Below are 12,879 nucleotides of genomic sequence, written 5' to 3' on the forward strand. Positions count from 1 at the left end.
TTTAGAATGAAATTATTTTTTACAATGTTAACGTTGATTTGTTTAACCAGATCAACGTTTTCGCAAGACAAGGTGTTGTTTGAAGTGGGTGAAAAAGATAGTAAATCTTCTGAGTTTTCATTGTCTCCAAACCAATATGATAGTTTTCTAGCTAGTTTTTCAGGAGAGCCCACGTATTATGTGGGCTATTCTTTTTCAAATAAACAATGGCCTTATGTATTGCCAGGACCACTGGACCATTGGGCAGGTGGTGGTTATTGGGCGGGATTTCATCCGCGTCATTTTCCGTCGCTTTATTTTGAGCTAGTGCAGTTGGCAACTAAAGGTGAATGTGAATTTACAATTGATTTTGTAGGTGCGAAAACGGGAACCAACAAGATTCGTATCGAAGTGAATGGGCATCGTTTTGAAGAAAATATTGAAGGAGTGGATAGTAATACGCTTTTGGAAGGGAAAGCGCAAGAAACACACCCAGCTCATATCAAGATTCGATTTCCAGTTTCTTGGTTGAACAAGGGAATGAATAAGATTCAATTAGGGACAATAGCTGGCAGCTGGTCTATTTTTGATGCGATGGAATTGAAAACTCCAGCAACAGTAACATTAAAGCAAGCATCTTCTACATTAATTCGATCGGCCGAGACAGCGCCATTTGAATATTTACGAGATCAGGGCATGCGTATACAGCCCGTTCTTGTAGATATGTCTCAATTTGATGTAGCTAGAAAGTTGAGTTTTGAAGTGGATGGTAAATTAGTTGAAACACGTATCATTGAAGTCGGTGCTTCTATTCAAGAGATATATTTACCAGCACTACCAAACAAAAATGGAGTAAAAAATTCCATTTTAACCATAAAAGATGGTCAAAAGGTTGTTTATAGTGGTTCCATAAAGCGTTCGCGTCAAGAGCTACATAAACGGACAGATTATGTTGATTTGTTAATGGGAACAGGTAATTCCAGATGGATGTTTAAACCATCTCCAGCTCTTCCGTTGAGTATGGTACAGATTGCACCCGATAATCAGGATGAAACTTGGAAAGCCGGCTATGAATATACCATTGAGAATATCATGGGTTTTAGTCACTTTTGTGACTGGACCATGACTGGACTCTTAATGCAGCCTACATGTGGCGAACTCCAAGTTACTCCTGGAAGAGAAGCTTTTCCTGATGAAGGATACCGGTCTCGTATCGATAAAAAAACGGAGGAAGCAAAAGTGGGACATTATTCGGTATTCATGACCGATACGAAGATAAAGGCTGAATTGACTGCCACACGTAGAGCAGCATTGCAGAAGTATACTTTTCCTAAGCGCAATGATGCACGCATCATGATCGATATGTTTACACCAAGTGAGTATCCGCATAATTTGACGGATGCTAAAATAACCAAGGTAAATGATCGTGAAATTGAAGGCTATGCAACCTATTATAACGCCTTTACAGGTTATTCTCTTCAACAGGAGTACACGGTGCATTTTGTTTTGCAATTTAGTAAACCTTTTGACGCTATGGGAGGATGGGTTAATGAAGGTGTTGAGGCAGTGAAAGGTTATATACCGGAATGGAACCGGAATCATGAGTTTAAAAGTACAAATGATATCCGCATGGATATCAATGAAATTCATGGAAAAGGAGATCTTGGTGTTTTTGTGAACTATAAGACCACCGAGGGAGAAGAAATACTCGTACGATCCGGAGTTTCACTTGTGGATATCGCTGGGGCAAGAAATAACCTTAAAACTGAACTTTCAACTCCATTTGGATGGGATTTTAATCAGGTTGTTGCTAATTCGAGAACAATCTGGGAAGATTATCTAGGACGTATAGAGGTTGAAACAGATGATTACCTTCAAAAAAAGAAGTTTTACACAAATTATTATAGAGCTTTATCGGCTAAAGCAATCTGGAGTGATGTGGATGGTCGTTATCGTGATGAAGATGAGGAGATCAGACAATTAAAGGATAAGAAGGATGCTATTGTAGCGGGTGAATATTGGAATACTTTCTGGAATAATCAGCAACTTTTTAATCTCATTGCTCCGGAGATTTCATCTACTTGGGCACGTTCAGCTATACAACTTTATCAGAATACGGGTTGGTTTAATACCGATCCCGCAGGTATTGAACATACTGGTGTCATGGTCGCGATGCATGTAGCCTCTCAGATTCAAGGGGCATGGCAAAGTGGTATTCGAGACTTTGATCTCAGCATAGCATATGACGGATTAAAAAAAATGCTGACGGTTTCTCCTCAACGTTATCCAGGCGGTGGTACAGTTGGGGTGGAGCATCTGGACGTTTATAAAAAGTATGGCTATGTTCCTGCTGGAAAAGGTTATGTATCCAATACGTTAGAATATGCCTATGACGATTGGTGTCTAGCCCAAATGGCTAAAGAGCTAGGAAAAAAAGATGATTATAATTATTTCCTGAAAAGATCTGAAAACTGGAAACATATTTTTGATCCTAAAACCGGTTTTATGCGACCGAAGGATGAAAAAGGAAATTGGATAGAACCATTTGATCCTTATCATACTCCTGGATTTGTAGAAGGAAATTCTTTTAATTATAGCTGGTTTGTGCCACATGATTCCAAAGGGTTAGTAGAAGGTGTCGGACAATCACGGTTTATAAACAGACTGGATGAGGCAATGGAGAAATCAGCAAAAGCAAATTTTAATGCTGCTGGTGATAATTTTAGTGCTTATCCGTTGAACCATGGTAATCAGACATCAATGGAAGTGGCATATTTATTTAATTGGGCTGGTGCTCCTTGGCTGACCCAAAAGTGGTCGAGGGCCATACAAGAACAGTATTATGGAACCACACCCTACAATGCATATCCAGGCGATGAAGATCTTGGACAGATGAGTAGTTGGTTTGTAATGAGTGCCTTGGGTTTGTTTCAGTTAGATGGTGGTGCATCAACGACACCTACTTATGAGTTGGCTTCGCCACGTTATCCTAAAGTAACACTAAATATGGGAGGACGCTATGGCCGTGGTCAAAAATTTGTGATTGAAGCAAGAAATGCATCAAAAGAAAATAAGTATATCCAAAATGTAACACTTAATGGAAAGAAAGTCGAAGGATTTTTAATTCCTCAAAGTGCAGTATTGAAGGGGGGAAAATTAATTATAGAAATGGGAAGTACTCCTGTTAAATAGCGGAGAGTACTATTCCGAATTAAATCAAAAAAGTCATCGGGATGTCTACTTCCGATGGCTTTTTTGCATTACTCAGTAGGGATCAGTAATTGCAATTTTCTGTTTTTTTTTACTAGGGAGAATTCGTTTTGAATCGACTTAGTTATTGCACATCATGTTTTTAAGTAGAATTAAATCAAAATCAAGTTGATGATTGGAAACTAAAAGTAGAGATGAGTGAACCAGGTTGTACGAGCTATAAACATAAAAATATAATGAAATACTAAACGATGAGGAACAAGTTGAAAATATTATGGACGCTATGTTTCATCTTCATGTTGACCAATCTGAGTCAAGGTGTAGAACTGAAAACGAAACAAACTCAAATTACGCTTGATGACAAGGGATATTACAGTTCGATTAAAGTCGCAGGAAAGGAATTGTTAGGCAAAGGTAGTTATCCGATTTTGTCAGCAGTCAAGGCACAACAGATTATTCTACCTAAAGAATTAAAGATTAAAGGAGATCAGTATTTGCTTTCGATGGAAGATGGTCAACAAATTGAACTTAAGGTAAAACAGCTGGCGCAAGCTATCACTTACGAAATCATTAAGATCAGTGATGTATACAATATGGTTGTTTTTGGTCCGGTAAAGATCAATTCACATGAGGTTGTGGGAGAAATTGTGGGTATTGTACAGGATGTTGGTGTCGCATTTGGAATGCAGGCATTAAATGCAAAAACCAATGGTGGAATACCACAGGAATCAGCAAGTTTATATAGTTCTAAATTTACATACACAGGTGCTAATACGGAACTTTCAGTAGCCAGCGTTCCTTTCTATAATCTGGTCGCGGTTGATGCAAAAGATGGAACGGTTTTTCAATTGTCAGCCCGTAATAGACAAAAAATTGAATACCGGAAAGTGCAGCAGTTGGAAAAATCGCTGACACTTCCAGTTGCTGGTCCTGATGGATCGATAATCGGTGCGAAGATCGCTCTCTTTGGAGATCATAGGGATGCAATTTTAAATCGCATAGGGCATGTAGAATTGGAACAAGGATTACCACATCCCATGCTTGATGGTGAATGGGATAAAATATCCCGATCAGCGATGGATTCTTACCTGATTTCAAATTTTTCAGAAGAGGATTTTGACTTTGTTTTGGATAAAGTACAGATGGCCGGCTTTAGGAATGTGTATCATACGGATCCTTTTGAGACATGGGGCCATTTTAAATGGAAATCGTCTTTTGTTAAGGATGGAGATCAGGGTGTAAAGGTTCTGGTAGACAAAGCGAAGGCTAAAGGTATTCGTGTTGGGGTGCATACGTTAACTAATTTTTTAACCACTAATGATACTTATGTCACTCCGATTCCAAGTAAGCACTTGCTTAAACAAGGTGAGTTGAAATTATTGCACAATTTGAATGCAGATCAGCAAGAAATAGAAATTCAAGTGTCCGGTTTATTTGAAATGCCACTTTCCCTTAATGCTATGCAGATAGATGATGAGCTGATTACATTTGGTAAAGTTGAGAAAATGAACAATCGGATGCGGTTGACAGATTGTAAAAGAGGGGCTTTCGGAACAAAGGCTACTGCACATGATCAGGTACAACCGTTGTATAAATTATGGGATTATCCTTACAAGACATTATTCCCTGATTTGGTGCTACAGGATGAATTTGCACAACGACTAGCGACCATATTCAATACAACAGGCCTCAAGCAGATTTCATTTGATGGCCTTGAGGGCAGTATGTATACGGGTCATGACTACTATGCTACAGCACGTTTTATCACAGAATATTATAAAAACTTGAAAGATAAGACCGATTTGATTAATGATGCAAGTCGATTGGATCATTTTTTATGGCATACGCATACCCGTATGAATTGGGGAGAGCCGTGGGGTGAAGAAATGCGTAAGGGACAGGTCGAAAATAGAATCAAGAATCAGGAATATTTTAGACGCAATCTATTTCCACGTATGCTAGGTTGGTTTTTGGTTCGTTTGGCAGATCGTAAGTTTGAAACAACAACTTTAGAAGATCTGGAATGGGCTTTATCAGAGTCAGCTGGTTTTGATTCCGGATATGCAATGAGTATTAATATGCAGACACTCCGAAAACATGGTCAGATTGATCAGTTATTAGAAGCAATGAAAAATTGGGATGTGTTGCGAAAAGCGAAAGCTTTTAATGACGATCAAATGAAGCGTTTGCGGGATCCAGAAACGGAATGGCATCTTAAAAAAGTAACTGAAGATCAGTTTTTGCTCTATCCACTTTATATTTCAGATCGCTATCGTTGTGATTTATCGGAAATGCAACCCGGACAACCTGGCGGAGCTGATTGGTTCTGGCATGCCCCCAACGAAGGAACTTATGCGCTACGTTTAAAAGTAGAAGGTGGAGGAACAATTTCAAATCCTTCATTTACAACTTCCAAAGGTGTGATTAAAATAGAAGGAGCGATCGAAACCGATCAATACTTATTATTGGATCATGACGGAAATGCCTTGTTGACGGACAAAAATTTTAATACGATAAAGAAGCTTCCTGTCCAAGGTAAAGCCGTTTTGCCTCAAGGTAATTCAAGTATTGCATTTGCCTGTGACGTACAAGATGATACTCCAACAGAAGTATTGGTGCGATATAGTGTGAGAGGGGAAGCGGAGAAGATAACGAAAAGAAGATAAGGTAATCTTGAGCGCATCATCATCATATAGGATGCGCTCAATGAATGATAAAAATTAATGACTGCAATAATATTTGATATTACGTGTTTATCAACAGCAGGTAAAGTTATGGGCAGATGCCAAAAAGATATTATGATTAAATTTTTGAATTACAGCATTAGGAGTATGATTTGCTTCCTACTGTTTTTGTCATGTTTTTCAACTGCTAATGCGCAGCAGGTTTGGTCTCCAGATAATGGAAATGGAACATTTACAAATCCATTGATGTGGGGTGATTGGCCCGATCCGGACATCATCCGTGTCGGAGATGACTTTTACTTGATCTCGACAAGCATGCATTATGTTCCTGGAAGCCCAATAGCAAAATCTAAAGATTTGGTGAACTGGGAGATCGTTGGATATCCTGTAGAGCGTTATGATGAAGATCCACGTTTTGATATGAAAGGTGGTACTTTGTATCTCAATGGATCGTGGGCCAATACCATCAAGCACCATAATGGAAAGTTTTATGTTGGATTTTGTACACCTAAGAACTGGGGATGGGATAGAGGAAATTTTTCTATCTGTATTGCTGATAAACCAGAAGGACCATGGGAAAGAACTATTTTTCCAGAATTCTTATACGATCCAGGACTGTTTTTTGATGATGATGGTAAAGTTTATGTAGCGCATGGTCAAGGAACTTTGTACCTAACGGAATTAAATGCCGATGCTAAATCTGTAAAAGGTAAAGACGTTAAAATTTGGGACAAACGTTTTAAAAACGCTAATGAATTTGGAGGTGGATTTGGTATGGAAGGTGCTCATATGTATAAGATTAATGGAAAGTATTATATTACTTGTCCAGCTGGAGGTACGGAAGGATGGCAGATTTGTCTACGGTCGGACAATATTTACGGACCTTATGAGCATAAATTAATTATCAATGATAGCAGTTCTTATCCACCAAACGGTTTACACCAAGGTGGAATGGTGCAGTTAAAAAATGGAGATTGGTGGTTTATTATTATGCAAGATCGTGGGGCGATTGGTCGAGTACCTGTTCTTTTGCCTGTTGAGTGGAAAGACGGTTGGCCGATGTTAGGAAGCGGAAATAAAGACGTGATTACTTATAAAAAACCTAATGTTGGTAAAGTGTATCCTATTAAAAGTCCTGCAACAACAGATGAGTTTACAAAGCAAAAATTAGGTTTGCAATGGCAATGGAATCATAATCCTGATAATGAAAAATGGTCTTTAACAGAGCGCAAAGGATATATGCGCTTAAAAGCATCTTATGCCGATTCATTAAAAGTTGCACGTAACACACTGACACAACGCGTTCAAGGCCCCAATTCAGAAGGAACAGTTGAGATTGATTTAACGGGTCTGAAGGATGGTAACGTCGCTGGATTCGGAGTTTTTCAGTTTCCTTATGCTTTTGTAGCAGTAGAACAGACGGATGGTCAAAGACGTATTATTATGAATAACAATGATAAGATTATCGAGCAGATCGATAATTTTAATGGTGATAAAATTTGGGTCAGAGCACGTGTTACTGATCGAGATTTTATTGCTAAGTTTTACTACAGTATAGATGGAGAAAACTTTTTTGTTATCGGAAATGATCTCAAGATGCAATTAGAATTATATTGGACAGCCAATCGTTTTGCTTTGTTTAATTATAGTAAAGCTAAGACTGGCGTTGATGGGTATGCCGATTTCAATTGGTTTAGATTTACAAATAAATAATTTAACACGCAAAAAAGAAATCCCGCCGATCAATGATTAGCGGGATTTCTTTTTTATACAGACTTACCAGTTTCAGTAAGCGGTTTATTTTTTTATATCATCCAACGGAATAAGCTTGCGCCCCAAGAGAAACCAGCTCCAAAGGCTGTTAGCATAACAAGATCTCCAGTCTTCATCTGTTTTACATTTTCCCAGATACATAATGGAATTGTCGCTGCGATTGTATTCCCAAGGTACTCAATATTACTTAAGGTACGGCCTTCAGGAATATTTAATGAGCGACCTACAGCATCGATAATACGTTGGTTTGCTTGATGTGGTACTACCCAGTTGATATCCTCAACGGTTAAGTTGTTGCGCTGCATGACCTGCGTGCAGGCATCACTCATTGATTGTACTGCTTGTTTAAATACGGTTTTACCGTCTTGACGTAAGTATCTTTTTTGTGTATCTTGATCCGATAAGCTTATTGGATATTGAGTTCCACCAGCTTCAATATTTAGGAAAGCGCGACCATCTCCATTACTTCTCAAGTATGCGTCCATAACACCTCCTTCTGTAGAAGGTTGTAGTAATACAACTCCAGCACCATCTCCAAATAGGATGTTGGTTGAACGGTCATGGATATCGACATAAGTACTGATATTATCAGCCCCTACGATAAGTACATTTTTGTATCGTCCTGTCTCAACAAGTGAAGCACCCATATCCAGCGCATATAGAAAACCAGAACAAGCAGCGTTTATATCAAAAGCCCAAACATTTGTAAGACCTAGTTTTTCAGCGATGATGTTCGCAGTCGCTGGCATGGGCATATCAGGAGTTGAAGTTGCTACTAAAATTGCATCAATTTCAGCTAAATCTTTACCATACTTTGCTACGAGATCCTGAATCGCACGAACGGCCATGTCAGAAGTCGCCAATTCTTCTTCTAAGATGCGGCGTTCTTTGATACCAGTTCTTTTGATGATCCACTCATCATTCGTATCACATAATTTTTCTAAGTCAGAATTTGTTCGTTTATTTTGAGGGATATAACCTCCGATTGCGGTAATTGCAGCGTAAAGTTTATTCGGGAGAGTTGTATTCATATATTATGGTTATCATATTCAAGTATGATCCGCCTTTTGGTATTTAGTTTAATTTTATTATCTCTAATGAGTATGTTTATTTATTCTGCCTTTTTCTTTTTTCCAAAAAGAGTTGTAAAGGAGGTGTAAAAATAGGATAATTTCTACAACAGTATGAAAAATATTAAGATTGTGACAAAATGATTACGATGAATCACTTTTTTTGAACCGTTTTGCAAAACGGTCTAGTTATGATACCGTTTTAGTTTTATTGTTTAGAATATAATTTTGATAAAGTTGCTGTTGACAAAATATGTGAAATTATTGTAATGCAATTAAAACACGGTAAAAAACAGTCTGTTATTTAGATTTTTAGCCCTTCTTTATTATTTAACCATAACCTGCCGGAAAAAAAACGAAAATAATAAATTTCCAGAAATATTTCATAGATCCCTGTTGAATTAACGAATGGTTTTCTTAATTTGTTGTTCGGGAGCTCATTTTTTATAAAGGCAAAGCTTACCCCAATTGAATTTCTGTTATTAAAATATATATGCAATGATTCCATTTTCTATTCAAGCACCACTCGAAAATAGTAAGATAAGACTAGTTCCGCTACAGGATAATGACTTTGAAAGGCTTTTCGCTGTCGCTAATGATCCTAAAGTATGGGAGCAACACCCTAATAAAGATCGGTATAAAAGACCTGTGTTTGAAAATTTCTTTGAAGGTGCGGTAATCAGTAAAGGTGCCTACCTGATCCAGGATAAACTGTCCAATGAAATCTTAGGAAGTACACGTTTTTACAATTATAGTTCCGATGATAACAGTATTTTCATCGGTTACACTTTTTATGGTACAAAGACATGGGGCACTGGTATAAATCCTCAAGTAAAAAAAATGATGCTCGATTATATATTTGATCATGTGGATACTGTATATTTTCATGTTGGGAATAATAATGAAAGATCAAAAAAAGCAATGGAGAGATTAGGGGCACAAAAAATAGCTTTGGAAGAAGTGGCTTATCATGGTGAACCCACCCGTATCAACGTTCTGTATGCAATTAGAAAAGATGACTATTACAAAGTATGATGGGATTTAATAGGAGCTTTTTGCATTTTAAAATATAACATGCTGTACAAGTGCAAGCGCATATGTTTAGGAGATATTAGAATCATTAATTTTTGCGAAAATTTGAGTTAACTCGGACTTTTAGTTAGATGATTTCAACTTAGTGCAAAGAAGATTGTAAAAAGAACAAGATTTCATTGCTAATCTTGTCATTTTTGCTTGTGTAAATAGATTTTTCTACACCTAACTGTTTCATATGCTATCGTTTATCTTCAAGAAAATAAGTTAAATTTGTTTATAGCTCAATTATAAATGGAAACTTACGGCAACCCAGTATTAAATCGCTTACCCCAACATCTGAAACGTTTTATTGTACCGCAACAATATGATCGTTATACGGCAATTGATCAGGCTGTGTGGCGCTATGTCATGCGTCAGAACTATGCATATCTTCGTAATATTGCATATTATCCCTATATTCCAGGGCTTCATAAAGCAGGATTAACGATTGAGGAAATCCCAAATCTGCAAACGATGAACGACAGTCTTAAACATATGGGTTGGGGAGCGGCTACAGTGGACGGTTTTATTCCTCCTGCAGCTTTTATGGAGTTTCAAGCTTATCGGGTACTCGTGGTAGCAGCAGATATACGTCAGATTGAACATATTGAATATACTCCTGCACCAGATATTATTCATGAATCATCTGGACATGCTCCGATCATTGGAGAGCCTGAGTATGCGGCATATTTGCAATATTTTGGCGAGATTGGTACAAAGGCAATGTTTTCAGAGAAAGATTTTGAACTGTATGAGGCAATTCGTAACCTTTCTATCCTTAAAGAAAGTAGTAGTGCAACCGAAGAGCAGCTGTCAAGTGCAGAAGCAAAGCTTACTGCGATACAAGAAAATATGGGTGAACCTTCCGAAATGGCATTATTGAGTAGATTGCATTGGTGGACGGTTGAGTATGGACTAATTGGAACAGTAGATGATCCCAAAATTTATGGGGCAGGGCTTTTGTCATCAATTGGAGAAAGTGCGTCCTGTATGCGTAAAGAAGTTCCTAAATTACCTTATTCATTAAAAGCATTAGCATATTCATACGATATTACGAAGCCACAACCTCAATTGTTTGTTACGGAAGATTTTAATCAGTTGCGAGAGGTTTTAGATCAATTTGCAAATACCATGTCATTTCGGGTAGGGGGAAAAGTTGGTTTGGAAAAGGCTATTGCTTGTAAGAACCTATGTACTATTGTGTATAGCTCCGGATTGCAGGTCTCCGGACTTTTTCAGACAGGTATTGCTGGGAGTGAAATAGAATATATCAAGACTGTTGGTCCAACGGCATTAGCTTATGCAGATAAACAGCTTTCTGGTCATGGAAAGACGTATCATGCTGATGGATTTGGGTCCCCTGTTGGGTATCTGTTAGGAGCAGTCAAAGCACTGGAAGATTTTGATGCTGCTGATCTAAAAGAATATGGCATTGAAATAGGGCTGCACACCACACTTATCTTTACTTCTGGAATTGAGGTAAGAGGAGTTGTTCAGTCTATAGAACAGCGGGATAAAAAAAATCAATTGATTACCTTTTCTCCATGTCAGGTTGTCGATAGTAGATCCTGTCAGATTCTATTTGATCCAGAATGGGGAACTTATGACATGGCTGTAGGGAAACAGATTATATCTGTTTTTTGTGGAGCAGCAGATAAAGAAGCGTATGAGCAAGGAGCCTTTGTGTCAGAAACTAAAACAATCGTGCATCAACAAAATGAGGTCGAAAAATCAAAAAATAAGCTTTATAAAGTTATTCGTGACCGAAGAACAGGTCAAGAATCGGATGTTTTACTTAGTGAGATTTATCAGAATATAACACATAACTATCCCGAAGATTGGCTTGCTTATATTGAAACACTGGAATTGGCTATTCATGATGGAGATCATTTGTTAGCAACTCAAATTGAAAATCGATTGCTGGAAATTATTCAAGATCATCAACATTGGAGTAAATTGATTTTGGATGGCATTAACTTAGCTAAAAACGACCAAATAGCATTGCTTTTAGGACCTAAGTAATGCATATCTACGATTAGAACGAGATTTATTAGTATCCAGGGATACTAATAAATCTTTTCAGGGCTTCTAAGTAATAAAGAACTGCCATGAGCTATTGGTTTGATAGCTCATGGCAGTATGTATTTTGAACCGTATTTTAATATTAGGCTCCTAATAAAAGAATTTGCCAAGCTGAAATCAATTCACCTTGGTCTAACAGTTTTGCGGCATGCATCTGGAGCAACTTACGTCTTAGGGCAAGATCTCCGTGAGATTTTTCCCAGATTGCTATAATTTCAGGATTTACTAATAAAGTCTTCTCGTCATTCAATACAGGTAATTGCTCTACATTTGCCAATCGACCTAACTGATTTCCCGTAAGAATATCCGAATAACGGATATGTTCGGGAAGTGCGTCAACTCCTATACCTAAATTGCGGAGTGGCTTTGGGACTTCGAAGAGTGATTCTTTTGTTACTCGACTGTACCAATTCCCACCTAAACGGGCAACGAGATCAAGTGATTCCTGTGAGACTTCATTTTTATCATTTAGTAAGTTTTCATGAATATGCATCCGGACTATTTCTGCAATGACGAGATTTCCTGCTCCCGGACCATCACCGAGATTGATAATTTCATGAACTTTACATTCCAATTGAACTGGTGATTCTGCCACACGTGGAGGGCTGATCAGATCTGAAGCAATAGCCGTAAAACCTGATTTATCAAATTCATTAATTCCCTTTCCATATTCGGTGCTTGCGAGAGACTGTTGCTGCACCATGGAATAATTCACAATATTAATAACAACCTCTGGTACTTCTAGCATGTTGTCCAAGGTATGTTTAGTAGAACCGTCGCGCATTCGCCGCAATGGTGAAAAAACACAGATAGGGGGTTGCTGAGACATAAAATTAAAGTAGCTAAAAGGGCTCAGGTTGACATTTCCTGCCGCATCAATTGTACTTGCAAAACAGATAGGGCGTGGAGCTACCGCATATTTGATAAGATTATCAAATATTGCTTGTTGTTCAACTGGATCTATTACTGTTGTTTTTTCTGTAGTCATATGTTGAGTAGCTTATTTA

7 protein-coding genes are annotated in these 12,879 nt (G+C 38.0%); 5 read left to right on the plus strand and 2 right to left on the minus strand.

What is annotated here, in order from left to right:
- The first annotated feature begins 6 nt into the window (after window positions 1–6).
- The 3 genes from ACFS6I_RS12620 to ACFS6I_RS12630 all read left to right on the plus strand — a co-directional run bounded on the left by ACFS6I_RS12620 (window position 7) and on the right by ACFS6I_RS12630 (window position 7,586).
- Window positions 7–3,171 carry a GH92 family glycosyl hydrolase gene (locus ACFS6I_RS12620; RefSeq protein ID WP_380921046.1) on the plus strand — a complete coding sequence of 1,055 codons (3,165 nt, stop codon included), beginning with the start codon at window positions 7–9 and terminating at the stop codon, window positions 3,169–3,171.
- 269 nt (window positions 3,172–3,440) lie between these two features.
- Window positions 3,441–5,855 (plus strand): hypothetical protein, encoded by a 2,415-nt coding sequence (locus ACFS6I_RS12625; protein WP_380921048.1) that lies wholly within the window; start codon window positions 3,441–3,443, stop codon window positions 5,853–5,855.
- Between the two features lie 165 nt (window positions 5,856–6,020).
- Complete coding sequence (locus ACFS6I_RS12630) at window positions 6,021–7,586, plus strand: glycoside hydrolase family 43 protein (RefSeq protein ID WP_380921050.1); 1,566 nt, start codon at window positions 6,021–6,023, stop codon at window positions 7,584–7,586.
- Between the two features lie 92 nt (window positions 7,587–7,678).
- Here ACFS6I_RS12630 and ACFS6I_RS12635 read toward each other — a convergent pair whose 3' ends face one another.
- Complete coding sequence (locus tag ACFS6I_RS12635) at window positions 7,679–8,677, minus strand: beta-ketoacyl-ACP synthase III (protein WP_183916799.1); 999 nt, start codon at window positions 8,675–8,677, stop codon at window positions 7,679–7,681.
- A 537-nt stretch (window positions 8,678–9,214) separates the two neighbouring features.
- On the opposite strand from ACFS6I_RS12635, the gene ACFS6I_RS12640 reads away from it, so the two are divergent.
- A complete protein-coding gene (locus ACFS6I_RS12640) occupies window positions 9,215–9,751 on the plus strand; it encodes a GNAT family N-acetyltransferase (protein ID WP_380921052.1) in 537 nt (178 codons plus the stop codon).
- Window positions 9,752–10,042: 291 nt separating this feature from the next.
- Window positions 10,043–11,812 carry an aromatic amino acid hydroxylase gene (locus ACFS6I_RS12645; protein ID WP_183916795.1) on the plus strand — a complete coding sequence of 590 codons (1,770 nt, stop codon included), beginning with the start codon at window positions 10,043–10,045 and terminating at the stop codon, window positions 11,810–11,812.
- 142 nt (window positions 11,813–11,954) lie between these two features.
- Here ACFS6I_RS12645 and ACFS6I_RS12650 read toward each other — a convergent pair whose 3' ends face one another.
- Entirely contained in the window at window positions 11,955–12,860 is a 906-nt protein-coding gene (locus tag ACFS6I_RS12650; RefSeq protein WP_183916793.1) for a flavin reductase family protein, read from the minus strand.
- Between the last annotated feature and the right edge of the window lie 19 nt (window positions 12,861–12,879).

The sequence above is a fragment of the Sphingobacterium anhuiense genome (assembly GCF_042686355.1).
Taxonomy (GTDB): domain Bacteria; phylum Bacteroidota; class Bacteroidia; order Sphingobacteriales; family Sphingobacteriaceae; genus Sphingobacterium; species Sphingobacterium anhuiense.

Bases quoted from the DNA above. Each gene is read 5' to 3' on its own strand.
- ACFS6I_RS12635 (WP_183916799.1), bottom strand. From the start codon at position 8,677: ATGAATACAACTCTCCCGAATAAACTTTACGCTGCAATTACCGCAATC.
- ACFS6I_RS12630 (WP_380921050.1), top strand. From the start codon at position 6,021: ATGATTTGCTTCCTACTGTTTTTGTCATGTTTTTCAACTGCTAATGCG.
- ACFS6I_RS12620 (WP_380921046.1), top strand. From the start codon at position 7: ATGAAATTATTTTTTACAATGTTAACGTTGATTTGTTTAACCAGATCA.
- ACFS6I_RS12645 (WP_183916795.1), top strand. From the start codon at position 10,043: ATGGAAACTTACGGCAACCCAGTATTAAATCGCTTACCCCAACATCTG.
- ACFS6I_RS12625 (WP_380921048.1), top strand. From the start codon at position 3,441: ATGAGGAACAAGTTGAAAATATTATGGACGCTATGTTTCATCTTCATG.
- ACFS6I_RS12650 (WP_183916793.1), bottom strand. From the start codon at position 12,860: ATGACTACAGAAAAAACAACAGTAATAGATCCAGTTGAACAACAAGCA.
- ACFS6I_RS12640 (WP_380921052.1), top strand. From the start codon at position 9,215: ATGATTCCATTTTCTATTCAAGCACCACTCGAAAATAGTAAGATAAGA.